The following is a 23,896-nucleotide window of genomic DNA, read 5'->3' on the forward strand; positions in this document are numbered from 1 at the left end:
TGGTAAGCGTGTTCGTGGCGGTGGCATGCGCGTTCGCGATGGTGCGGGTGGGCGGACCGGTACGTGGTCCACGGTCGGCCCACCCGCACGCGGGTGGCGGGCGGACCACCGGTGGGCCCGCCCGCAGGTGTTGCCGGTCTCGACGGATTCAGCCCCGCAGGCCCTGGCTGAGCTGATCGTCGGCCGTCGAGAAGGTCTCCGCCGCCTTGTGCAGGTAGTCGGACATGCCCTTGAGGCCCTCGAGGGTCTGCGTGACACCGTGGTTGAACTCGGTGTACGAGGTCTCGAACTGCTTGCTGGAGCGGTCCGTCACGTAGCCCTCGGCGACCAACTGCTGGATCAGGCTCTGCAGTGCGGTGAGCTTCTCCAGGATCTCGCCCTGGCCGGTGACGAGGTGGTTGCCCGCGGTACGCATCTGCTCGTAGGTGACGTTGACATTCGCCATGGTGAAGTTCCTCTCCCCGTTGGGTGCTCCGGGTGGTTTCCCGGGGCGTGCTTGGTACTTGGTGCCTGGTACTTGGTGCCTGGTGATTGCTGGTGTGGTGCTGGTGTGGTGGTGGCGTGGTCAGGCCGGTGGCCCGAGGCCGTCGAAGCGGAATGTGGACGTGATGGCGTCGAAGAGTTCGAGCAGCGGGTCGGCCAGGTCGACGGTCGGGCTGCTGCCGCTGATCACCGCAACCCGGTCGGCGATGCCCGGGATCGGCACGAACGTCTGCATGGAGACCAGCCGTACGCTCCGACCGGTCGACCCCGCGACGCTCACCACCCCCTCGCTGCGCGCGGCCGGCCCGACGTCCCGGATCTCCACCAGGCGTACCGACTGCCAGGTGTCCTGCGGGTGTTCGGCCCGCTTGGGCTTGAGTCGCGCGGCGATCGCGAGCGGGTCGCCGTCGGAGAGATCGCCGTCCGGGCCGCGCAGCGACGCGGCGGCCATGGTGATCGACGCGTTGACCCTGATGCCCTCGATCTCCTCGGCCAGGCAGCCGCAATAGATCGCGCCCGCCTCCCAGGCCTGGCCCGCCATCGCGCGCAGGGCGCGGACCAGATCGCCCCGCCGCTCGGCGAACGCGGGGATCTCCCGGGCCCGGGCGGCGACCGCCCGCCGGATGTTGTCGTCACGGGTCGCTGGGTGCAAATCGAACTCGTACCACGTCGCCGGCACGCTCAGCGACATTCCCGGTACGACTTCGGGTCGTGGGCGCGTTCGGGGTTCCCCGTGAATACCCCGTCCGGTTCTTGCCCGCGCTTTGCCCATGATTCCCCTCTGTCGGCAGCCCCCTCTATCGGCTCCCGACAATATTCGGCGCCCTCCGGTGATGCCAAGGAATCCATTGGGTGAACAATTATGGAACAGGCGTTGCTCTACTGTTGATAATGGCCGTCTTGAGCTGCTGGTCGGTGTCCTCGAGGCCCCGGACGATCTGGTCGGACATCGTCACCAACGCCTCCAGTGTCTGGTCCATCCGATGCCGACCGTCCTTCCAGTTGTCCTCGAAGTAGTCGAGGGCGGAGGCCAGTTGCCCGGACCCGAGGAAACCCCTGGCCTGCTCCACCCGCTGTGGCGCGCCCAGCAGGGCGCCCCGGATGGCGTCCAACCGGCGGCCGAAAATCTCGAGTTCCGGCAGATCGACGATGAGTTTGTCCGACACGGTCGACATCCTTTCGGCCAGGGCGGGAAATTTGACGGCGCAAATGCTTTTCGTGCGCCGATCGAAGACGACGAGACGACGAGACAACGAGACGACTCCACGAAGATAGGCGACCATCCGGGCAACCGTCGACCGTGCTTTCTCGCTACGGTGGCGGTGCGCGATAAATTCCCGGTCGGAGAAATCGGGCGGGCGCGGGAAAAGGGGACGGCCGGCGCATGGAAATTCAGCTCACCGTGGTGATGGCGGATCCGGAGGCGCGGGAGGGGTCCGGCGACGCGGGCGACCGCAGCGGGTGGGGCACGACCGCTGCGCGGGGTGCCACTGCGGCGACGGCCGCCTGGGGCACGGGGTGCGAAGGCGACGCTGCGCAAGGCGGAGTCGCGGCTGCGCCGGGTGGGGACGACGGATGGCGCACCCGCGCTGCGTGGGGCGACGGAACACAGGCGGCCGGCAGCGGCGAGGCACGGAGCGAAGCCGTGGGGCGCGGTGGGCTCAAGGGCGTGACGGGCGACGGCGGCGAGGCGCGCGGTGGGCTCGCGGGCGTGGCCGGCGCCGCGTCGGTGCGGGCGGACTTGCTGGTGGAGGTGGATGGGGCGGCGTCGGTCGGCGACCTGGCGCGTGAGCTTGAGCGGGTGCTGGGCCGCACGTCGTCGGGGGATCGACCCTCGGCGCTGTACGTGGCCGGCCACCGGGTCGCCGCCGACCTCGCCGTGGAGTCCTCGCCGCTGCGCGACGGCGTCGTGGTCGGGCTCGGCTCACCGGCCGGCTGCGCCCCCGCGCGGGCCCAGGGCAGCGCCGAAGTACACGCCACCGGCGGCCCGGACGCGGGTGGCGTGCACCGCCTCGGGCCCGGCGTCGCCGTACTCGGCTCGGCCCCGGACGCCTGGATCCGGGCCGCCGACCCGGTCCTGCCACCCGCCGCCGTCGAGGTGGACGTCGCGCTCGACGGCGAGGTCGCGGTACGGGCGGCCACGGAGGGGATCGACGGCCTCACCCTCGACGGCGAACCCCTGGACACCACCTGGCGCCCCTGGCCGATCGGCGCCGTACTGGCCGCCGGACACAGCACATTCGAGCGGACCGTGCCCGGCTTCCCCGACGCCGCGCTGAGCCCCACCGCCGGGGGCGGCGGCCTGGACTTCAACCGGCCGCCGAGGCTGCGCCCGCCGCCGCGCCGCCGCCGGTTCCAGATCCCGGCCCGGCCCGAACAGGGCGATCCCCAGCCGCTGCCGTGGATGATGGCGCTGACCCCGGTGGTGGGCGCGGTGGTGATGACGTACATGATGCACAACACCCGGATGCTCTACCTGGCCGCGCTCAGCCCGCTGTCGATGCTCGCGATGTACGTCACCAACCGCCGACACGGCCGCAGTTCGTACCGCCGCCGGCTCGCCGAGTACCGCCTGCGCAAGGAGTCGATCGAGGCCCAGGCCGCATACGCGATGCGCGTGGAGACCCGGCAGCGTCGACAGTCCGCGCCCGATCCGGCCGCGCTCGGGCTGATCGCCGGCGGCCCGCGGCAACGGTTGTGGGAACGCCGCCGTGCCGACGAGGACCGGTTGTCGCTGCGCGTCGGCACCGGCGAACTGCCCACGGACGTCGAGGTGATGGACCCGAGACGCGAGGAACATCGCCGCGACGACCGCAAGTTGCTCGCGCACGTCCCGGTCTGCGTCCCGCTGGCCGAATGCGGCGTACTCGGCGTCGCCGGCCGGGCCCGGACCACCCGCGCACTGGGCCGCTGGCTGGTCGCCCAGGCCGCCGCACTGCACGCCCCCAGCGACCTGACCATCTGCGTACTCACCGACCAGGCCGCCGGCGGCGACTGGGAATGGGTGCGCTGGTTGCCGCACGCCACCCCGCCCGACGCGGGCCACGCGGTGACCTTCATCGGCGCCGACGCGGACACCATCGGCCGCCGGATCGCCGAACTGCTCGCCCTGATGACGGCCCGTCAGGACGCCGCAGGGCAGCCCTCTTCGCAGACCTCCTCGAAGCCCCTCTCGCAGACCCCCTCGAAGACCTTCTCGCAGAGCTCCTCGCAGACCTTCTCGCAGACCTCCTCGTCCGACGCCGAACCGGCGCACCCGGCCGTACTGATCGTGCTCGACGGCTCACGCCGACTGCGCGCACTGCCCGGCGTCACCCAGCTCCTGCGCTCCGGACCGGCCGTGGGCCTGTACGCGATCTGCCTGGACACCGACCGCCGCACCCTCCCCCAGGAGTGCGCGGCGGTGGTCGAGGAGGACGGGCAGGGCCTGTTCCAGGTCTCCCGCACCGGCGCCGAGACCGTGCGCGAGGTCCGCCCGGACGGCGTCGACCCCTCCTGGGCCGAGGAGTTGGCCCGCGCGCTGGCCCCGCTGCGGGACACCCGCGAGGAGGACGACGCGACCGTCCCGGACAGCAGCCGGCTGCTCGACGTGCTCGACCTCGAACCACCCACGCCCGAACTGATCGCGGCCCGCTGGACACTCGGCGGACGCTCGACGCAGGTGGTCATCGGCGAGGCGTTCGACGGGGCGTTCGCCGTCGACCTGGTCCGGGACGGCCCACACGGGCTGGTCGCCGGCACCACCGGGTCGGGCAAGTCCGAACTGCTCCAGACCATCGTCGCCTCGCTCGCCGTGGCCAACCGCCCCGACGCGATGACCTTCGCCCTGGTCGACTTCAAGGGCGGCGCCGCGTTCAAGGACTGCGTACACCTCCCGCACACCGTCGGCATGGTCACCGACCTGGAAGCCCGCCTGGTGGAACGGGCGTTGGATTCGCTCGCGGCCGAACTCAAGCGCCGCGAACACATCCTGGCCGACGCGGGCACCAAGGACCTGGAGGACTACCTGGTCGCGATGCGGCGTGACCCGACCCTGACCCCCCTGCCCCGACTGCTGATCGTGATCGACGAATTCGCCGAAATGGCCCACCAGATGGGCGAGGCCGTGACGACCCTGGTCAACATCGCACGACGGGGACGCTCACTCGGGATCCACATGCTCCTGGCCACCCAGCGACCCGGCGGCGCGGTCTCCCCCGAGATCCGGGCCAACACCAACCTGCGGATCGCACTGCGGGTGACCGACACGGCGGAGAGCGCCGATGTGATCGACGCCCCCGACGCGGGCCGGATCGCCAAGTCCACGCCGGGGCGGGCCTATGTCCGCCTGGGCGCCGCCTCGCTGCTCCCGTTCCAGTCCGCGCGCGTGGGCGGTCGGCGCAACCCGACCGAAAGCACCGGAGACCGGCCGCTCGACGCGATCCCGGCCCCACGCGCGCTGCCGATCGGCTGGACCGACCTCGGCCGCCCGGTCCCCCGCCCGGCCGGTACCACGCGGGAAAGCGACGACCTGGTCACCGACCTGGGCGTGCTCGTCGAGGCGATCCGGGCGGCGAACGAACGGCTGGGCATCCCGCCACAGCACAGCCCGTGGGCTCCGCCGCTGGCCGACTCGCTGACGCTGGCCGAACTGGAGTCCGAGTCCGAGGCCGGTGGCGGTGAGTCGGGCCGGTCGGTGGTCTCGGCGGCGTCGGCGGCGTCGGCGGCCTTGGCGGCTTCAACGGCGGCGTCGGCGGCGGATGGGCTGGTGCCCGCGCCGTACGCGATCGAGGACCTGCCGCACGAGCAGCGTAGGCGAGTCCGCACGGTCGACCTGGCCACGTTCGGGCATCTGCTCGCCGCGGGTGCTCCACGGACCGGGCGATCGCAGTTGCTGCGCACCATCGCCGGTTCGTTGGCCCGGCACAACTCGACGGCGGATGTGCATCTGTACGGCCTGGATTGCGGCAATGGTGCGCTGCTGGCACTGACCGAACTCCCGCACTGTGGCGCGGTGGTCAGGTCCACGGACACCGAACGGGCGATTCGGCTGATCGGGAAGTTCACGGACGAGATCCGTCGGCGGATGGCGTTGCTCGGGGAGCATGGCTACACGGACATCGCGGAGCAGCGGGCGGCGGCGGGTGCGGGTGCGGGTGTGGGGGCGATGGCTGCGGGGGTGATGGCTGCGGGGGTGATGGCTGCGGGGGCGGGGGCGGGGGCGAGTGCGGGTGCGGGTGCGGCCGGTGGGCCGCTGCCGCATTTGGTGCTGTTCCTGGATCGGTGGGAGGGGTTCAGTGCGACGCTCGGTGCGGCCAATCATGGCGAGATCACGGACACGCTGCTCCAGATGATCCGGGAGGGTGCGAGTGTCGGGGTGCATCTGGTGATCTCCGGCGACCGGACACTGCTGACCGGGCGGATCTCGTCGCTGACCGAGAACCGGTTGACCCTCCAACTCGCCGACCGGGGCGACTATTCGCTGATCGGGCTCAGCCCGCGCAAGGCCCCGGAGACCATGCCGCCGGGGCGTGGGTACGGGCCGGGCGTGGTCGAGACACAGGTCGCGCTGCTCGGGCCGGACCCCACCGGGCAGGGCCAGGCGGGCGAGTTGCGCGAGATCGGCCGGGCGGCGGCGACCCGGGATGCGGAAGTGCCGCGTGGGCAAAGGCCGTTCCGGGTGGACGTACTGCCCGCGAGCGTGGACTTCGAGACGGCGTGGGCGCTGCGCGTACCGGGACACGGGCCGATGTGGGCGATGGCGGGTGTCGGTGGCGACCAACTCACCGCACTGGGCCCGGATCTGGCCGGTGGGACGCCCGCCTTCGTGGTCGCCGGACCGGCCCGCTCCGGGCGCAGTACGGCGCTGCTCGCGCTGGCCCGTTCGTATCTGGACGTCGGTACCGAGCTGGTGGTCCTGGCGCCGCGCGAGTCGCCGCTGCGCGGGCTGGCCGGGCGGCCGGGGGTGCGGGAGGTGTTCGCGTCGCCGCACGTGGACGCGGACGACTTCCGGACCGTGCTCGACAAGCTCACCGGGCCGGCCGTGGTGATCGCCGACGACGCCGAACTGCTGCGCGACTGCGACGCGGGCGCCGATCTGTTGCTCCTGGTCCGCCGCTCGTTGCGGCCCGAACTGGGCCTGGTGGTAGGCGGCGATGCGGACGGGGTGTGCGCGGGCTTCTCCGGCTGGCAGGTCGAGGCGAAGAAGGCCAAGCGGGGGTTGTTGTTGTCGCCGCAGAACCTGGTCGACGGGGAGTTGGTGGGGGCGAAGCTGCCCCGGGCCTTGGTCGGACAGCCGGTGCTGCCGGGGCGGGGGGTGCTGCATTTGGGCGGGGGCGAGTTGACGGCGATTCAGGTGCCGGTGCCGTAGGCGGGGGTGGGGGTTGGGGTGGGTGGGGTGGGGTGGGGTGGGCAGTTGGTGGCCGGCGTGGGGTGTCCGCTTCGTGGCGCGTACGGCCATCTTGGGAGGGGGTTCCGGCGCCTAGCGTGAAGTTTGGCGCGGTGGCTCGGTGCGGGCTCGGTGGCTCGGTCCGGGCGCGGTGGGGCCGGGTGCCGGGTGCCGGGATGGTTGTACGAACAGAGTTGTTGCTCGGGTTACACCAGCAGAGGACAGAGGAGTCGGCATGAGCATCAAGGTCACGGTGATCTACCGCGACACGGCGCCGGGTGTTCGGGCCCTGGCCGATGCGGTGGCCGCGGTCGCCTGGAACACGGGGGCGGACATTCGGCTGCGCCGACTACCGGAGACGGTCGGATCGGAGCAGCAACGGGACGGTACGGCAGCGGATCCACCGGCGACGGGTGGGGATCTGAGCTGGGCCGACGTGGTGCTGCTTGGGGCACCGGCTCGGGATGGGGATGTCGTCGGGCTGTTGCGCCGGCTGTCGTGGTCCGGAGCGCCATCCGACGAGTGGGGGTGTCGGGCCGAGGAGCAGGTGTTCGGGGTGTTCGTGACCACGCCGGAACCCGGCACGCGGCATGGCGGGCTGATGCGCAGCTTCGCGATCGTGCATCCGCCGTTGGTCGGTGACCCCGAGGGTGGGCCGCAGCGGTCAACGGCGACCCTGGCGGCCGAGGCGGCCCCTTCCTGCGGCATCGCCGATCCGACTCTGCTGTCCCTCGACCTGGCGCGAATCCAGACCCGACGCTGCGTCGAGATCGCGGCGGCGCTGCGGGAGGAGCGGGTGGTGGCGGTGTGAGGGGTGGGCGGGCGTCGTCAACCCCGATTTTCGATGGCCAGGTGGGTGAAGGTGATCTCCCGGATTCGGTCCACCGCTTCGGGGGCGATGCGGGTGAGGACGGGGAGGGTGTGCTGCCAACCGGTCCCCGCCAGGGCGGCGCGGAGGAAGGGTTCGGCGTGCGCGTCGGCGTCCGGATGCGCTGTCGCTACGGACAGGGCCAGGATTCGAAGGAGTTGGAGGGTCGGATCCGGGTCGGGGAGGTGCGGCGCGGGCGCCAAGTGGGCCGGCACACGGTGAAGGTGGGCGGCCACGGCGGCGAAGGCGGCTGCGCGGGTGGCCGGGGTGGTGAGGCGGTTTGCTGCGGCGTAGGCACCGGCGAGGTCGCCGAGCAGGGCGTGTACGACGGCCAGGCCGGCGAGTGGGCATTGCTCGGGGTGCAGGTGCCGGAAGCCGGCGTCTGTTCTGCGTACGAGCTGACGTAGGGCGGTGGCGTGGTCGGTGCCGCGCTCGGCGGACAGTACGCCGTGGATGAGGGCGTCCTCCATCCGGTTCTGCGCCGGCTCGTCCGGGGAGCCGGCGGTGCATTCGATGGCGTCGAGTACCCGCTGCCGGGTGGGCGGATCGGTGGTGACCACGGCGAGCAGGGTGGCGAGTTGGACGAGGGCATCGGGCACCTGGGCGAGGCGGCCGAGTCGGGTGTGTTGGCCGAGTAAGCGGGTGAGCTCGGTATCCACAAACTCGATTGCGGCGGTGGAGTCGTGGTGGGCGAGGCCGGCGATCACAGCAGTGTGGGCTTGGCCGACGGGCTTCCGGCGGGGCACGTACGCGGGTTGCTCGGTGCCGTCGGGGCGGATCGGCCGGGCGATCCTGGTCGCCAATTCGACCGCCCGCGTGTCTTCGCCCGCGTAGGCCAAGGCCTGTGCGGCGTACGCGCGTACGGCGACCGCGTCGCCGTCGGGCGTCCCGAGGCGGGCCGAGCCACCGCCGTCCGGGACCTGCTCGGCGGCGTCGGCGGCGGCATGGGCCAGACGTTGCGCGAGGGACGGGCGTTCGGTGTCGGTGGCGGCGAGGGACGCGGCGGCGTAGGCGCGGGCTCGGGCGGCGGGGTGGGTGAGGGCGGCGGTGAGGGTTTCGGCGTCCCGGGTCGCGTGGATGGCGACGAGGGCTGCAGCGAACTCGGGGGCCCAGGCGGGTGGTTTGACCCCTGCTTGTGCTTGCCGGACGGCCGTGACCTCGTCCCATCCGGGCCGCGCCGGCGGGAAGATGTCGATGGGCTCCAGGCCGTCGTCCTCCTCGGCGCTGTCCGGGGGTGAGCCGACGACGATCGCAACCTCTCCGGGGTCGAGAACGAGATCCCGCAGGTGCCCGGGCATCGAGGCGACGAGTCGGCGTACCTCGTCCTCGTCGCCCGTCGTGTGCCGGACCGCCTGCACGACCCAGTGGAGGGAGGTGCCGAGCCCGGGGTCCGCGTCGGCGGGGGACTCGGATACCCGAACGGCGCGCTCCACTCTGCGTCGGGCCAGGACCGCGAGTTCCGCCGCCTCGGACCGGCGCTCGGCCGGCAGGGCCAGTGCGGCACGGGCCGGGGCGTCGATGGAGGCCGAACTGCCGGTTGCGTGCCGGGCGTAGGTGATGATCCGGACGTGCGCCCGGTCGGCGCGGTCTCCGTCCGCCACTTCGGCGATGGCGGCCCAGGCCCGGATCGGCTCGGTCGGGTCGTCGTCATCGGGTTCGGATTCGAGCTGCTCCGCGATCTCCGTTGCCTCGTCGAGGAGTTCGGCCGCGCGCATGGCGTCTCTATCGCGGAGCTTCCCGGCCACCTCGGCCAGTACCTGACAACGAACGATCTCCTCCAGCGGCGTGGTCCGCAGCAGTTCGAGGCCGCCGTCCGCCTCGCCGGTCTCGAACTGCACGAGGGCAGCGGCGACCACCGCATCCTCGGCGTCCGGCCGGACCATCCCCAGCGGCGCGGCCTCCTGCCTTGCGCGCTTCGCCCACTCGGCGGCCCCTCGTGCGGTCTCCGAAGCCAGGTCGTGACCGAGCCCACCCAACGTACGGGCCACGTCGGCGAACGCCGTTGCCTTGCCGTCCGGTTGCGGCTCGGCCTGGGCCAGTTGCCAGGCGCGCCGCACGTCGCCACGCCGCGCGACGTCGCCCGCGTCCCGGGCCGGCGCGGCGGCGCGATGGGCGGTCAGCAGGTCGCGGGAGGCGGCTGCGGCAGCGAGTACGGCGAGATCGGCGGGTTCGTTGCCGGTGACGGTACGAACGGCCGACTCGAGGTCGGCCAGCGCGATGTCGACGCCGTCCCGGGCCACCAGGCGCAGCTGGCGTCGCGGGTCGAGGGCCAGGGCGATTAGGCCGTCGGTGTCGTGCGTGCGGCGGAGCAGGCCGACGTAGCCGTTCAGGAGGTAGTACGGCGTTTCGGCGGGCCACCCCTCGGCCCGGTAGCTGGCGGCCCACCCGCGCAGTTGCCGTCCGTACCTATCGTCGGCCGCTGTCCTGCCCAACGCGTCCAAGGCGGCTTGTTGCAGTTCCTTGTGGCCCAGGACATGCCTGTGCAACCCGGCCGGGGTCTCGTCGATACCGGCCGTGCGCGGCACGAGACTGCGACCGGAGATGCCACGCAGCTTCTCGTCGATTTCGTCGGGGGGTACCCCGAGCAGTTCCTCCAACTCGCCGGTCGTCAGGCCGCTGCGGGCGACCGCGAGCAGACCGACGAGGTGACGCCCCACGACGTTGTCGTCGAGCAGCAACCGGAGTTCGCGCAACGCGATATCGCGGACCGACACCGCTGCCGGGGACGCGATGAGCCGACGGATGATCGTGGCGTCGCGGAGTGGGTGGTCGGCGGGTACATCGGCGGGGACCGGCATGTTCGGGCGGCCGGTGACGACGACGCGGAGTCCCGCCGGCGGGTTCTTGGGCAGCAGGGCGGCGATGCTGTGCCCGCCGAGGGTGGCCCCGGCGTCCTCGTCCAAGCCGTCCACGGCGAGCAGGAGGGTTCGGCGGCGCCGGGTGCAGACTTTCGCCGCATCCTCGTACAGGGCGGAGAGCAGGTCGGGGCTGCGGTCCTGGTCGGGCGGGATGTCCACGCCCGCGATGGCGGCAAGTTGGTCGGTGACGGCGCGGAGGAAGGAGTCGCGGTCGTTGGTGCCGAGCCGCTCGGCAATGAAGTACGCAACCGTGTCGACCCTGGCCGGGCGGTGTCGGAGTACGAACCACGACAGCAGGGCCGTCTTGCCGGCCCACGGTTCGCCCTGCCACCACGCGTATGGCGTCCCACTGCCGGACGCGACTTCGGTGAGACCGAGCAATTCCGGCTCACGGTCGAGTAGTTGCTTCGGGAGGATGTCCTGCTTCACGCGGGTCAGGTGCGACGCGGCGACCAGGCGGGTCGAGATGGGGTGAGGTGCGACGGCCTGTTTCTTGTTGCGCTGCTCGGCGGATTCGACCTCGCGGACGAGCCGGCGCAAGAGGTCGAGCCGTCTGGCTTGGAGCTCGTGATCCTCTCCGGTACATGCGTCGACAACGGCCTCGATGATCTCCTGTGTCAGACCGACGCCTCGCAGCGCCTGTCGCAGCTGGTACAGCGTAGGGATGCTCGCCGCGAAGTGCGCTTCGGTGAACTTCTCGCGCACTGACGTGACGTTCAGACCCGCGTCGCTGATCCACTCCCGCAGTTGCCTCACCACGGCCTCGTCCCGAGGGTCGAGACCCTTCGGGGCCTTCCATGGCCTCCCCCGCAGCGTCACTCGGTCCGTCCCGACGGCGAATTGTTCCAGCCGACCTGCGCCGTTCCGCGATTTGTTCGCGAACAAATCCGCCGTGCTTGGCCCCGCCCTCGACCACCCGCCAAAGTCGAGTCATCGCCACAGCAGGCGAGTTCGCAGATCGGGTCCGCGTCGCGAGCAACCGACCGGCCCACACCCTCAGGGAGGCCCTCATGCACAACGTCATGCCCCGCGCCACGCGCAGGCCCCGGCCGAAGGCCGTCCTCGTGGTGGTCGGCGCCGCCGTGTCCGGAGTGGCGAAGGCCGTCACGGCGTGGTTGCTCGACCACTTGGCCGGATAGTCGTGGTGCCCGCATATCGCCGTTCCCCATCCCCCGTCCCCCGTCCCCCTTCGAACCAACCCGACGCCTCGACCCGACCCGTCAGTCCCGAGTCAGCAACAGCCCGCACCCATAGGCGCGCGCCCGCCCGATGCCCTCGGTGAGCGTGTTGACGAAGGTCTGCGGGTCGGTGACCGTCAACGCGCCGCGAATCTCGGCGCGGGCGATCCGCAGGCCCTTGTGCGGGCCGGAGCTGCTGATGGCGGGCAACATCCGCACCCCCAGCGAGTCCGCGTCGGCGACCGCCCCGATCCGGGCCACGCCCTCGGGGCCGGCCGCCGGTTCGCCCGCCGGTTGCAGGCGGCGGACGAACCACTCCCGGGTCTGGTCGGGCGTGGTGTGCGGCACACGCGCCCCACGGACCTTCTCCGTGCCGGGATTCTCCACCCGCCGGGTGCGGGTCGGGTTGATCACCGTACGGAAGTGGAGCACATCGCCGGTACGTACGGTGCGGTCCACGGTGATCGTGTGCGGCTTGGCGGACAGGGCCGCGCGCGGTACGCGGGACCAGTCGCCCGGCACGCGCGACTGGACGACCAGGACCAGGCACGCGTTCTTCAGGTCGACGGACCACGTGGACAACACGCCCATCTGGGCGCGGGCATCGCGGTGGCCGTCCTCCGTCCAGCCGTAGAAGCCGCTCATCACGTTGCGGTGCATATCCTGCGCGTCGATGAGGGCCTTGGCCGTGTACGGATGCGTGGCTTTCAGCGTGAGGATGGAGTGGGTGGCGACGAACCGGGCGGTGCCGCCCGCTGCGGTGCTGGTCACGGAATGACGTCCCATTCGGTGGCGCGGTCGGCGATGCCGATCCGGGAACGGGTTTCCCAGCGCGTGGTGTGGGCGCGCGCGTCGGGATCGAAGCTGACCGGCTGGTCCTTGGTCGGGGAGGTACCCGGGGTGTTCGGCGCGGCCTCGATCCAGGCCCAGGGGTTGGCCGTTCGGCCCAGCGGGCCCGCCACGACCCCCTCGGGCAGCGGGAGCAGCGCAGTGTTGGCAAAGACCGTCTCGATGGTGCCCGCATGCACGCCGCCGGACAAAGTCCCCGACGGTGGGCAGGACTTGCGGCCCAGCCACAACAACCGGGCGGGCTTTTCCAGGGCCGCGCCGATCAGCGCCAACCATTCGCGGTCGGGGTGTTGGAGGGCGGCGACGAAGGCCGCGTCGGCGAGGTACCAGCGTTCGGTGAGCAGCGCCGAGCGGGTCACCTCCGTCGATTGCAGGCCGCCGGTGGCCCGGTCGGTGGCGATCTTCTTGGGCGCGCCGTACCAGCCCGCCAGGTCGTGCCGACCGAAGGATTCCCCGGTCCCGGTGGCGAGTGTGCCGGCCAGCGCGTCGGCCCGGCGGTGGTCGGTGAGCACGTCGCGCGGGCGGATGGGATATCGACCCGCACCGACCGTGTGATAGTCGCGTACCGGCGTACCCGGGTGGTCGGCACGTACCCCGAAGCGCAGCGCGGCCAGGTCGACCAGGGCCGAGGCGTCGGTACGCGAGCGGCCGAGCGCGGCGGCACACATCCCGATCACGGCGGACTTGGTGGGCCGGCTGTGGGTATCGCGGCGGGAGAAGTGCGACGCGAGCCCCCAGGACTGGAGTGGGCCGGCGAGGCGGATGAGCAGGACGTGGGTGCCGCTGTGGCTGTCGCTGTGGGTATGGGTATGGGTATAGGTATAGGTATAGGTATGGGTGTCGCTATGGCTATGGCTGTCGCTGTGGCTCACGCGATCAGTTCCTCCACGGAGACCGCTTCCTTGGCGAACAGGGCGTCGGTGGCGGCGAGTTCGTTGAGGAGGGCGTGTACGTCCGGGTCGTAGGTCAGCACGCGCCCGCCGTCGATGTCGGACCGCCGCTGGGTGACGAATCGGTGATGGGCCATCAGGCGGCGTACCGCGACCTCGCCCGCCGGGCCGTCGGCGGCCTCGTCGATCGGCTTCTGGAAGGCCGCCGCGTAGTTGAACGGCCGGTCGCCCTCGAAGGCCAGGACCAGGCTGGGCAGCGTGCCGGTGGAGGCGGTGGAGTTCTTCTTCGCCTCGGGGAACGCGTCGACGAAGGCGGTGACGAACTCGGCCTCGGCGGCCACGGCGGCGCTCTCGGCCTCCGCCTCGGTCATCCCGGCCACCCGCAGGTTGACCCGGAGTTGGCTGCGGTCGAGGACGGCGTGTCGGTAGAAGGTGCCGGAGATGAGCGACTGATAGCCCGTCATACCCGCGCCCGCGTCGTCGGCAGCGTCCAGGAAGTCGAGCGCGTTCTTCTTCCGGTCCAACTTGGCATCGTCGGCGGCGGCGAAGAAGTCGTCGACCTGCTCGGCCTGATGGACGGTGAACGCATGGCTGCTCTGCACCGCGCCGTCGACGTTCGGGGAGTCCGCGATCTCGGCCAGGAACCGGCCGTAGAGCGCGATGTCGATCGCGTCGCGGGGGGCGAGGGCGGTCAGGACCGCGTCGCGGAGTTCCTTGCGGAGGGGTGGCAACTTGGCGTCGGCGGGGGACTGTGCATTCGCATTCGCATTCGCGGACTCGGTCTCGGTGCCCTCGGCCGGGTCGTCCGGCTGCTCCTGCGGATCCTGCCGTCCTTGCTGTCCCTGCTGTCCTTGCTGCTTCTTCTGCTTCTTGGGCTTGGTGGTCGCGACCTCCTGCGCCGCCAGGTATTCGGCGGTCCAGGCGACGACTTCCTCCCGGGCTGCCTGGATGTGCCCGGCGATCCGGTCGCCGGCGTCCTTGGGGGCGAAGACCAGCACCTTGGTCAGGTTGGCGACGGTCTTCTTGTCGAGCGGGCCGAACTTCAGGCCGGTGGCCTCGATCACCGCGCGGGAGGTGCGAATCGCTTCCGTACGGTCCCAGCCGTGTGCCGATTCCAGTGCGCGCGCGGTGATCAGCGCCCACTCGCGGGTACGCACGCCCATGGTGGCGCCGGCCAGTGCGCCGACGCCCGCATTGGCGCGGTTGCGGGAGTGGATACGTTCGGCGCGCCGCCGGGCCTGACTGGTGATCATGTGCCGTTCGGCGCCGCCGTAGACGATCGACTTGGGGGCGCCGTTCTCGTCCCGGACCGGCAGTACGGCCGCCATCGTTTCCAGCAAGTGCAGCGAGAGGTATTGGCGCGTGGAACCGGTAGCGGCAGCGGTGTTGGTGCTCGTGGTTGCGGTTGTGGCGGCCGTGCTCACGTCGGTCATTTCGCGGTGTCCTTCTTCGTGGTCGGGCCGGCGGGAGCGCGCTTGGTCTTGGGAGCGTGGAAGTCCACGGCCCAGTCGTACGGGATCCTGGGACCACGCTCCCCCCGCCTGGGGGCGCGCCGGTTCCACAGGACGAGCTCGTCGGCGAGCTGCGCCCAGTTGGGCGGCTGCTTCTCGCAGGAACGGAGCCGGGCCACGGCATGCTGGAGGTGGCGCCAGGGAATCTCGCGACTGGCCAGGATCCGGTCCATCAGCCGGGCTGCGCCGGGGTCTTCGGGACCTCGACCGGCGGAGGTCCCGATACGACGCGCGGCCTCGCCGAGGTTGCCATAGCCACGGCGGGGCTCGGTGGCGCCGCGATGGTAGATCGCGAAGAGGAAGGCCACCTGGCGGAAGATCTCGTCGTGGTCGAGGTCGTACCAGGTGGCCCGGATGTGGGCATTGGTCACTCGGCCGGAACGCCGAAGCTCGGCGAGTTGGCCATGGTCGCGGGTCCTGACCAGGGTGACCAGCCAGTCCGAAAGGCGCTGACCGGGGGTGCGGCCGTCGTGGTAGGCGGCTTCTGCTGTCTCGGTTCCGGCTGCTGCTTCGGTTTCGGCTGCTGCCTCGGTTTCCGATCCTGCCTCGGTTTCCGATCCTGCTTCGGGTTCCGATCCTGCCTCGGCTGCCGACTCGGCTTCGGCTTCCGGCGCGGGATCGGGCGCGGCTTTGGTGGTCATGGCTTCCTTCTGAGCGGTTCCGGGGCCTTGGGGCCGTCCAGCTCGTCGTTGAGACGCCGTTCGGCCGCAGCGCGCGCCTGGAATCCGCGCGAGTTATCGGGCAGTGAGTCGAGCCGGCGACTGAGGAAGTCGGCTGCGGCGTCCCGAAGTTCGGCCGCATAGGCGGCAACCACCTGCGCGGTGGGCTCGGGCTCGGCGCCGGCGATCGCCTCCAACGCGGCGTGGAAGGGCTCGGCCGCCGCGGTCCAGTGGTCCCCGCGGGCATCGAAGCGGGCCACCTGCTGCGCCTTGTCGGCCGGCTTCGGGTTGGGGTACGCGATGGCCCAGGCGGTGTAGGCGGCCTTGATCAGGCTTGCTGCCACGTACTCGGCGATCCGGGAACCCTGCTCGGCGACGTAGCGCAGTTCCACTTCCCGACCCGGCACGAAGGGGAACGAGTCGGAAACCCAGGCGATCGCGGTGGCCTGCTTGGCCACCAGTCCGTCCGCGCGCAGGCGAAGTTCCCGGGACGGCAGTCGGGCGAGCCGGCCATAGAGGTCGACACCTTGCTCGCGCTCGGCGACGGCGGCGTACAGGGCATGCGCCTCGCGCCACAACGCACGGGAGGCGGATGGCCACAGCGGCTTGGGTGTTCCCGGTCCGGCGGTGACATAGACCGCGTCCTGTTGGTACTGCTCGGGCAAGGGCGCGAGCAACTCGCCTGCCCCCATCAGCACGCGGTCGACAGCGATTTCGCCGTCGGGGGTGCCGTCGAGGATGACGATGGGCCGCATCAGGATGGAGCGGCCGAGGACGCTGTGCAGGTCGGCGGGACCGTTCACGTGTCGGCCCGGAGGCTTGACCCGGAAGCCCCGGCGGGGCGGATCGGCCGCCGTCCAGGTGCGGTTGAGGGTGCCGGCCGCGGCCCGGGGCGGCGCCATGTTGAGGCGCAGCGTGTCCCCGAGGTTCGCACCGATGGCCAACACCCGGACCCGGGCACCGAGCCGGCCCACCGCGAGATTGGTGATGGTCGGGCCGAGCGTCTCCTTGCCGGAGATCCGGGCCCGGCCGCCGGGACCGTAGGCATGTTGCGTGAGCATGGCTCGGAATGCCCGGTCGGCGGGCAACGCCTTAGGGTGTTCGAGGTGGTGGTGGTCCAGGAACTGGTTGTAGTCGCCGACCCGTTCGATGACCAACTGGGCCGGTCCGGCGCCGTGTTGGTCGAGGTAGGGAGCGAGCAGCGCGTTCTGGCCGAGTGGGGCGGTGGGGTGGAAGAGGTCCCAGTGTTCGTCGGCGTCCTTGTCGAGCGCGTCGGCGGCTTCGCTCAGGGGGTGCTCGTCCTCAATCCACTCGAGCCACTCGTCGTCGTCACCGGGATGGATCCCGAACGTGTAGCAAATTGCCAGCAAGTACTCGATCAGGGCGACGTATTCGCCGGGAGTATCGGCGGAAATGTCGCGCAGCTGGTTCGCGTCGTACAGGATCGAGACGAGGTTGCGCAGCTCCGTATCCCCGGTCATGGACAGTGCTGTGATGCAGTCTTCCCGTCGGGGGTCCCACCGTGGGCGGGTCACCGTTCGGGGTAAGGCGTACGTCTCTGCCACCAAGTCACCAAAGGCTTCCTTTTGCCAACGAGGTATGTGGCCACAAACCGTAGCAGCGAACCTGGAGCGACGTGATTGATTCGCATGAACCCAACAGCCGTGCGTACGCGTACTGTTGGGGCAAGACCGATCTCCACGGCGTATCCGCGCAATGCGGTGGCCCGGCCTGGAACCCACTGCTCGCTCACCTATTCGATGTGGGCGCCACTGCCGGACAGCTCTATGTCCGCTTCCTCTCGCCTGCCGCGCAACACCGGTTGGCCGACGCCTTCGGCGCGGGCCGGGAAGCCGAGGCCGCGCGGGTCATCGCGTTTTTCGTCGCATTACACGACCTCGGCAAGGCTTCGCCCGCCTTCGTCCGGAACTTCGTCCCGGGCCGTTTCACCCCTGCGCGGGTGCAGGAGGAGTACCCACGCTGGCAGGAAGCCGCCCGAGCTGCGGGCCTTCCGCTTCCCGAGCCCGGTACCGGTCTGCCCCTGCCCCTGGTGGTACGCCACGAGCACATCACTGCGGCGCTACTTCCCCGACTATGCGGCTGTGACTGCCCGGATTTCACCGACGGAGAGCGCTGCCGGGAGCGCCGACACAAGGGCCTGAACAACGTAGCGCTGTGTCTGGCCCAGCACCACGGGCACTTCCCCAACCTCGACGCGGTGGCGCGGGCCGTCGGTGGCGCAGGTGGTGGCGAGTGGCGTTCCGTACAAAACGATCTCGTCTCGGCGGTCGCTGCGGCAACCGGGGTGGAACGCGGTCGGCTCGCCGATCTGGTTACGCCGGCCCGACCCTCGGCCCTGGTGACGTTCGCTGGGTTGGTCATCCTCAGCGACTGGATCGGCTCCGACGAGAGCCGGTTCCCGTACGGAAGCGTCACCGACGGCGAGGCGACATGGTGGGCGGCAAGCCGCAAGAACGCCGAAGAAGCCCTCACCGCCCTGCGCTTGGACCGTTGGCAACCGACGACCGATGCCACCTGGGAACAACTGTGGCCGGGCACGACACCGCGCCCATTCCAGGCGGACGCCATGCGACTGATGCCCGAACGTGGGCCGGCGTTGGTCATCGTGGAGTCGGACACGGGCTCGGGCAAGACCCGACTCGGGTTGTGGTGCGCCCACTACCTCACGGTCCGGAACGGCTACCAGGGCGTGTACCTGGCCATGCCGACACGAGCGGCAACGAACCAGGCGGCCCTGGAAGTACGGGAGTTCATGCGCACCGCACTGGACGCGGAGGCCGCGAACCTGGCCGTCGTACACTCCACGGCATCCGCCACGGACCTGGTCCACGGCCTGATCGACGCGCGCCGCCCGCCGGAGGGCGGGGGTGGGGGCGAGGGCGGGTCCGGGGGCGGGGGCGGGCCCATCGAAGGTCTGCTGGCGGGTGTGGACGCCACATACGGAGATTGCGCCGGCCAGGAGAAGCCCACATCCGCGTCCCCGTCCCCGTCCCCATCGGCATCCGCATCCGCATCCGCACCCTCGGCAGACCGGGGGCAAGCCGTACTGGATCCCTGGTACCTGCGCCGCTGCCTGGGCCTACTCGCCCCATTCGGAATCGGCACGATCGACCAAATCGTGCTCGCCGTGCAACGCTCCCGCCACTGGACCCTTCGAATGCTGGGCCTGTCCGGCAAGACCGTCATCATCGACGAAGCACACGCATACGAGCTGTACCAGCAGGAACTACTCGGCGCCGCAATCGAATGGCTCGCCGACGCAGGCGCATCCGTGGTAATCCTGTCCGCCACGCTGCCGTCGTCGGTCCGGACGGCGTTGTCGGTTGCGTGGTGCCGGGGGTTGCAGGTCGCTGCGACCGACACCGGGACGACAGGTCCCATCACGGTGATCGACGGAAAGGGCTTGGTCCGTCGGGGCGGGCCACCCCCCGACGAGGCACCCGCACTGCACACCACGATCCGGCTCGAGCCCGAAGGCGAACCGGCAGCCTTGGCCGCCCAGTTGCTCACCGAGGCCCGGGACGGCGGCTGCGTAGGCGTAATCCGCACGAGGGTCGCATCGGCCTTGGCCCTATACAAGGAGGCACGCGCCCAAGCACGGTCCTACGGCTGGCAGCCAAACGAGGTAATCCTGCTCCACAGCCGCTTCACACCCAGAGATCGACAGCCCGTGGACGACCGCTTGGCCGACGTACTCGGCCCGGGAAGCAAAGAAGACAACCGCAGGGCAACGCACAGCCCCAACCCAAAACGCCCACAACGCCTACTCGTAATCGCCACCGACGTCATCGGCCAATCACTCGACATCGACTTCGACCACATCCTCTGCGACCTCGCCCCAATCGACCTCCTCATCCAATTCCGAGGCCGCGTACACCGACACGCCGTCAACAACGCAGCACGCGCGGCCCGATACACACGCCCAGCACTAACCGTCCTCTACCGTCCCAACCCAGAGAACCCGGATCTACCAGAGGTCGAACCACCGCCCCCCGACAGCGCCATCGGCAACCCAGATGGTTTCGTCTACGCCCCGTACCCACTGGCCGCCACGTTCCGCACCCTCCACTCACGCACAGACAAGGGCGGCCTGATCCAAATCACCACCCCGCACGACAGCAAAAGCCTGCTGGAGTCCGTATACGGCGAAAAGCAGACCTCGAACAACGCCGCCGAGGCCACCCTCCTCAACCGCACCTGGCAGTCGTGGCAGTCCACACTCCACAACGAGCAACTGGCCGCCGATAGCCACGCAATCCACCCGTACCACCCCCACCGCGGCTCGCCCATCTCAGCAATGGACCTGGCCTCAGGCCGACACCACGGCGACGGCAACGGCACGGGCGGGGTGGAAGGCATCAAAGCAATCTCCCGCCTCAGCGAGCCATCCTTCCCGGTCGTCATCCTCTACCAACAGAACGACGACACCCTCACCTACGACGCAGCCGGCACATCACCCGCCGACCTCCGCAGCTACAACACTTCCCCACAACAACTCCCGGCCCGGCGAGCACAAGAACGCGACCTGCTGCTGAACACGATCAACGTGCCCGGCAGCTGGCTCCAAGGCAAGCACGCCCTCCCACCACTACAAAACTGGTCCGACCTCGATGCCCCACCGCTCCGCCGAACGCACGTCCTACTGCTCGCCCCAAGCGGGCATTGCATCTCCGGCCCGGTCGGCCAGATCCACTACAGCCGGGAAACCGGCTTGCAGCGGCTCTGAACAACACACCTCCGCGTACGTGGGGACTTCGCCGGGAGGTCGTCGAGGGGGACGTCGACAGGACGGTTCACCCCCACGTACGTGGGGACTTCGACCCACGCGACATCGACGTCGTCACCCGCCACGGTTCACCCCCACGTACGTGGGGACTTCGGCGGCGCTCTCGGCGTAGCAGTTCACGACCGCGGTTCACCCCCACGTACGTGGGGACTTCGAAGCTCGCTGGAAGGGCTCGATCGTCGTCGACGGTTCACCCCCACGTACGTGGGGACTTCGACGGATCACTCGTCGGGTTGCGTCCTGAGAGCGGTTCACCCCCACGTACGTGGGGACTTCCCCATCCTCTACGTCGACCCCGACCCCGTCGGCGGTTCACCCCCACGTACGTGGGGACTTCGGCCGATGCGAGAGGCTGTCCGAGGGAAGGCACGGTTCACCCCCACGTACGTGGGGGGACTTCCCGAGCCGGGTGTCCGTGGCCAGGATCGCCGTCGGTTCACCCCCACGTACGTGGGGACTTCGTACGACTGCATGTAGTACCGCTGTGCGAGCCCGGTTCACCCCCACGTACGTGGGGACTTCCGGACCTGCGGGATGGCGGTCATGTCGAAATCCGGTTCACCCCCACGTACGTGGGGACTTCCAGGCTGTGCTGTACCGGGTCGAGGGCGGCAACGGTTCACCCCCACGTACGTGGGGACTTCGGTGGCCAGCGGATTGCTCCGCCGGGGTGACCCGGTTCACCCCCACGTACGTAGGGACTTCCCTTGCTGACCTGCGGGTTCTTGGGAGCTTTGCCAATCCGTGATCCAACGAGGGGCATTGTGGCAAAGTTCTTGCCTGATTCATCGTGAGCAGCGTAAAGGATGCTCCGTAGAGATTCTGCCTCGGGTTCGGCCCTCCTTCGCAGGGCCGACACGCGTCGCGTCCATAGTGCATGCTGCCGGACCTATAGGCCCATCATGTCGGGGCGTGCTCGCGTTCCAGGATCATGTGGACGTATTCCGGGAGAACCCGGTGGTGGCGGCGATCGCATCGACCGGCACACCGTCGCGGTTGGCATCGGTGCCCCCGTCTCGAACTGCGGCTTCGGCGTTGCGGCAGCGCTCCCGGTGGGCGTGCTGCTCGACGTCCGATGTCGTCCTCGGGTCCAGGTGGGTGCCGTGGAGCAGGTCGTGCTTCGCAGGGGCTACGGCGAGGAGCGCGACGGCGGCCGGCCTGTCGGTTGGCGGATACACGGCGCATCCGGACTGTTGGTCGGCGATCAGGGCGTGGCGCCTTGCCCGGCCGGGCGTGCGGAGGCCTTCAGGGCACCCGCCCGGGCAGGGGTCGAGGGCCCGGTCCCGCAGCTATGCCATGACTGCGGAACCGGGTGCCGCCCGCCGGAAGCGGTCGCAGCGGGCGGCTCGGGCGTTGCTCAGGCACCCGAGTTCGGAGGGCCGCCTCCGAGCGGCGAGGGTGGGCACGTGCGCATCAGGTGCATCTACGATTTGTCCACCAGCGCGGCATGCTCGGCGCGCGTCGCGTCGAACGGCACGCGGCCAGCTGCGGTGATCCGGATCGGCCGATCCTCGTCCCCGGACGGAGTCACGGAAATCAGGGAAGCCTCCCGCGAGGACGTGGGGCCGGTCCCGCAGTCGCGCCCAGGACTGCGGGACCGGGTGCCGCCCGTCCGACGCGGTCGGAGCGGGCGGCGGCAGGGGATAGATCAGGTGCCATCGGGGATTGCCATCCGACCGACCACAGTCGGGACCGGCACCGGACCCGGAACCGGAACCGGGTACAGCAAGTGGCGGCGGATCTCGTGCTGGAGCGCCACCAGTTCGTCGTCCGTCACATCCACCGACGCGCGCGATCGGGCAGTGTCATCCGAATCGGGCGGTAAGGGTCACCGGACGGGCCAACGTGCGCCCCGGGACTGCTGCCTTGCATGACGCGCTCCCATCGTGCGGTGCTGATCGGTAGGTCGATCATGGCCGGCCGTGAGCTGCGATGCGATGCCGCTGTTGATGGCAAACCACGGGCATTACCGGACCGTTCCGCCATCCCCGGGACCGCGCCGCCCCTACCGCGGTGTCACCATCCGCGCATGAATCCGAGGACCCACGGCGTTCAACCGCACACCCAACAGTCGACTGCGCGCGGTGCGCGAGGACCAGTGGAAACAGTCGCGGACAGAGTTCGCTCTCGAACTCCAGGCCAAGGCCGACGAGCTCGGTGAGCGCCAGGTTTCCGTCGACGCCCGGCTGATCGCCCGCTGGGAAGACGGCGACACCGCCCGGCCGCGGCCGATCTACCGGTGACTGCTCGTCGCCCTGACGAGCCTCACGGAAGCCAAACTCGGCATCGGTCCGAAGCGCCCCGAAGCACCATCGGATTGCCCATGCCCACTGCTTAGCGTGGAGCCCGTGGACCGAGGGCAATTCCTCGCCGTCACAACCCTTCCTCTCGCCACCTCCAGCGCCGAACCATCCGGCCGGAGCGCGGATCCCGCGATAGTGGACTACTTCCACCAGCAGCTCGACGGGCACCACCACGCCGACGTCATGCTCGGCCCGCGCCATCTGATCCCCACCGTGATCGTGCAGTACGAGTTCATCGTGAGGCTCCTGGAGCGGGCCAGCGGAGGCGCGAGGCGACGTCTCCTCCAAGTGGCCGCGGCCTACTGCGGACTGGCGACCTGGTTGTACCAGGACACCGGAGACCTCGGACAGGCGACCGTGTGGGCGAACCAGACCCTGGAACTCGCCCACCGTGCCGACGACGCACAGCTCGTGAGCCACGCCCTGACCAACAAGGCGATGGGGCGAGATGGACGCCGGCGACGGGCGTTCGACGGTCGAGCTGTCCTCGTCGGCCCTTCGGGACGGTCGGCTGCTGTGCCCGAAGGTGCGAGTGCAAGCCATGCAGCAGGCGGCACGCGGCCACGCGATGCTCGGTGACCGCGCGGAGGTCGACGCCCTCCTCGACAGCGCGGCCAGGCTGATGGGGCGCGTGGACGACGAGTACCCCCGGGGCAACGCCTGCCGTCGCACGGAAGACTACGTCGAGATCCAGCGCGCGACCTGCTACAGCCGGCTCCACCTCGGGGCGGCGGCAACCGGCCTGTGGGAACGGGTACTCAGTGCCCTGCCGCCGACGTCACGACGCGACGGCGGCGTCTTCCTCGCCCGCCAGACATCCGCGCTCGCGGATCAGCAGCGCCTGCCGGAGAGCGTCGATGCCCTCGTCGGTGCCGTCCGGGCCGCTCACGAGACCGGATCCGCGCGCCTGCACGGCAAAATCAAGGCCACCTGGCGGCAACTTGCCCCTTGGCAACACGAGCCCCAGGTGTGGCAGGCCGAGCAACTCGTGGCCGGTCTGGGTGGCCGGTCGGCAAACGGCTGAGGAGAACTTCATGGGCAAGCGCGCACCCCCCGACCCAGCCGATGTGGCGGCAAGGCTCGCGGCTCGGGACGACTGGTCGGGAGACACGACGCGTATCTC

Annotated in this window: 16 protein-coding genes and 1 CRISPR repeat array; of the genes, 7 read left to right on the top strand and 9 right to left on the bottom strand. The window is 70.3% G+C overall.

Annotated features, from left to right (window positions below; all coding sequences use genetic code 11):
• Positions 1–148: 148 nt before the first annotated feature.
• The 3 genes from ABIA38_RS32630 to ABIA38_RS32640 all read right to left on the bottom strand — a co-directional run bounded on the left by ABIA38_RS32630 (position 149) and on the right by ABIA38_RS32640 (position 1,766).
• Positions 149–445: a WXG100 family type VII secretion target gene (locus ABIA38_RS32630; protein WP_424642508.1), complete on the bottom strand. Its 297-nt coding sequence runs from the start codon at positions 443–445 to the stop codon at positions 149–151.
• A 120-nt stretch (positions 446–565) separates the two neighbouring features.
• Positions 566–1,135 carry a hypothetical protein gene (locus tag ABIA38_RS32635; RefSeq protein ID WP_424642509.1) on the bottom strand — a complete coding sequence of 190 codons (570 nt, stop codon included), beginning with the start codon at positions 1,133–1,135 and terminating at the stop codon, positions 566–568.
• A gap of 208 nt (positions 1,136–1,343) precedes the next feature.
• Positions 1,344–1,766: a hypothetical protein gene (locus tag ABIA38_RS32640; RefSeq protein ID WP_424642510.1), complete on the bottom strand. Its 423-nt coding sequence runs from the start codon at positions 1,764–1,766 to the stop codon at positions 1,344–1,346.
• A gap of 101 nt (positions 1,767–1,867) precedes the next feature.
• Here ABIA38_RS32640 and ABIA38_RS32645 point away from each other — a divergent pair, with 101 nt between their 5' ends.
• Together ABIA38_RS32645 and ABIA38_RS32650 are read left to right on the top strand one after the other, a co-directional pair.
• Positions 1,868–6,832, top strand: a complete 4,965-nt coding sequence (locus tag ABIA38_RS32645) for an FtsK/SpoIIIE domain-containing protein (RefSeq protein WP_424642511.1) — start codon at positions 1,868–1,870, stop codon at positions 6,830–6,832.
• Positions 6,833–7,085: 253 nt separating this feature from the next.
• Entirely contained in the window at positions 7,086–7,661 is a 576-nt protein-coding gene (locus tag ABIA38_RS32650; protein ID WP_424642512.1) for a hypothetical protein, read from the top strand.
• A gap of 17 nt (positions 7,662–7,678) precedes the next feature.
• Here the strand turns inward: ABIA38_RS32650 and ABIA38_RS32655 are convergent, their stop codons facing one another.
• A complete protein-coding gene (locus tag ABIA38_RS32655; protein ID WP_424642513.1) occupies positions 7,679–11,335 on the bottom strand; it encodes a hypothetical protein in 3,657 nt (1,218 codons plus the stop codon).
• A 251-nt stretch (positions 11,336–11,586) separates the two neighbouring features.
• Here ABIA38_RS32655 and ABIA38_RS32660 point away from each other — a divergent pair, with 251 nt between their 5' ends.
• Positions 11,587–11,715: a hypothetical protein gene (locus ABIA38_RS32660; protein WP_424642514.1), complete on the top strand. Its 129-nt coding sequence runs from the start codon at positions 11,587–11,589 to the stop codon at positions 11,713–11,715.
• A gap of 81 nt (positions 11,716–11,796) precedes the next feature.
• Here the strand turns inward: ABIA38_RS32660 and cas6e are convergent, their stop codons facing one another.
• The 5 genes from cas6e to ABIA38_RS32685 form a co-directional block, all read right to left on the bottom strand.
• Positions 11,797–12,525, bottom strand: a complete 729-nt coding sequence (cas6e, locus tag ABIA38_RS32665; RefSeq protein ID WP_424642515.1) for a type I-E CRISPR-associated protein Cas6/Cse3/CasE — start codon at positions 12,523–12,525, stop codon at positions 11,797–11,799.
• Positions 12,522–13,373 (bottom strand): type I-E CRISPR-associated protein Cas5/CasD, encoded by an 852-nt coding sequence (gene cas5e, locus ABIA38_RS32670; protein WP_424642602.1) that lies wholly within the window; start codon positions 13,371–13,373, stop codon positions 12,522–12,524. Before cas5e ends, cas6e begins: the two co-directional genes overlap by 4 nt.
• A gap of 98 nt (positions 13,374–13,471) precedes the next feature.
• On the bottom strand, positions 13,472–14,926 hold the full coding sequence (locus ABIA38_RS32675) for a type I-E CRISPR-associated protein Cas7/Cse4/CasC (protein ID WP_424642516.1): 1,455 nt from the start codon (positions 14,924–14,926) through the stop codon (positions 13,472–13,474).
• Positions 14,923–15,645 (bottom strand): type I-E CRISPR-associated protein Cse2/CasB, encoded by a 723-nt coding sequence (gene casB, locus ABIA38_RS32680; protein WP_424642517.1) that lies wholly within the window; start codon positions 15,643–15,645, stop codon positions 14,923–14,925. The genes ABIA38_RS32675 and casB overlap by 4 nt, the downstream gene beginning before the upstream one ends.
• Complete coding sequence (locus ABIA38_RS32685; RefSeq protein ID WP_424642518.1) at positions 15,642–17,144, bottom strand: type I-E CRISPR-associated protein Cse1/CasA; 1,503 nt, start codon at positions 17,142–17,144, stop codon at positions 15,642–15,644. The genes casB and ABIA38_RS32685 overlap by 4 nt, the downstream gene beginning before the upstream one ends.
• 155 nt (positions 17,145–17,299) lie before the next feature.
• Between ABIA38_RS32685 and cas3 the strand changes: the two genes are divergently transcribed.
• The 4 genes from cas3 (at position 17,300) to ABIA38_RS32705 (ending at position 23,797) form a co-directional block, all read left to right on the top strand.
• The gene (cas3, locus tag ABIA38_RS32690) at positions 17,300–20,410 is read left to right on the top strand and encodes a CRISPR-associated helicase Cas3' (RefSeq protein ID WP_424642519.1); all 3,111 of its coding nucleotides are present in this window, start codon (positions 17,300–17,302) and stop codon (positions 20,408–20,410) included.
• Positions 20,411–20,473: 63 nt separating this feature from the next.
• A CRISPR array of direct repeats spans positions 20,474–21,175; the repeat unit is 29 nt; unit sequence CGGTTCACCCCCACGTACGTGGGGACTTC.
• A gap of 1,379 nt (positions 21,176–22,554) precedes the next feature.
• Positions 22,555–22,713 (top strand): hypothetical protein, encoded by a 159-nt coding sequence (locus ABIA38_RS32695; RefSeq protein ID WP_424642520.1) that lies wholly within the window; start codon positions 22,555–22,557, stop codon positions 22,711–22,713.
• A 195-nt stretch (positions 22,714–22,908) separates the two neighbouring features.
• Positions 22,909–23,352 (top strand): hypothetical protein, encoded by a 444-nt coding sequence (locus ABIA38_RS32700; protein WP_424642521.1) that lies wholly within the window; start codon positions 22,909–22,911, stop codon positions 23,350–23,352.
• Positions 23,315–23,797: a hypothetical protein gene (locus tag ABIA38_RS32705; protein WP_424642522.1), complete on the top strand. Its 483-nt coding sequence runs from the start codon at positions 23,315–23,317 to the stop codon at positions 23,795–23,797. The genes ABIA38_RS32700 and ABIA38_RS32705 overlap by 38 nt, the downstream gene beginning before the upstream one ends.
• Positions 23,798–23,896: the final 99 nt, after the last annotated feature.

Origin of the sequence: Embleya sp. AB8, from assembly GCF_049739465.1 — a bacterium.
Lineage (GTDB): Bacteria > Actinomycetota > Actinomycetes > Streptomycetales > Streptomycetaceae > Embleya.

Coding starts and splice junctions, on each gene's coding strand:
- ABIA38_RS32650 (WP_424642512.1), top strand. CDS start 7,086: ATGAGCATCAAGGTCACGGTGATCTACCGCGACACGGCGCCGGGTGTT.
- ABIA38_RS32705 (WP_424642522.1), top strand. CDS start 23,315: ATGCAGCAGGCGGCACGCGGCCACGCGATGCTCGGTGACCGCGCGGAG.
- ABIA38_RS32630 (WP_424642508.1), bottom strand. CDS start 445: ATGGCGAATGTCAACGTCACCTACGAGCAGATGCGTACCGCGGGCAAC.
- ABIA38_RS32685 (WP_424642518.1), bottom strand. CDS start 17,144: ATGACCGGGGATACGGAGCTGCGCAACCTCGTCTCGATCCTGTACGAC.
- ABIA38_RS32675 (WP_424642516.1), bottom strand. CDS start 14,926: ATGACCGACGTGAGCACGGCCGCCACAACCGCAACCACGAGCACCAAC.
- ABIA38_RS32645 (WP_424642511.1), top strand. CDS start 1,868: ATGGAAATTCAGCTCACCGTGGTGATGGCGGATCCGGAGGCGCGGGAG.
- ABIA38_RS32660 (WP_424642514.1), top strand. CDS start 11,587: ATGCACAACGTCATGCCCCGCGCCACGCGCAGGCCCCGGCCGAAGGCC.
- ABIA38_RS32640 (WP_424642510.1), bottom strand. CDS start 1,766: ATGGTCGCCTATCTTCGTGGAGTCGTCTCGTTGTCTCGTCGTCTCGTC.
- casB (WP_424642517.1), bottom strand. CDS start 15,645: ATGACCACCAAAGCCGCGCCCGATCCCGCGCCGGAAGCCGAAGCCGAG.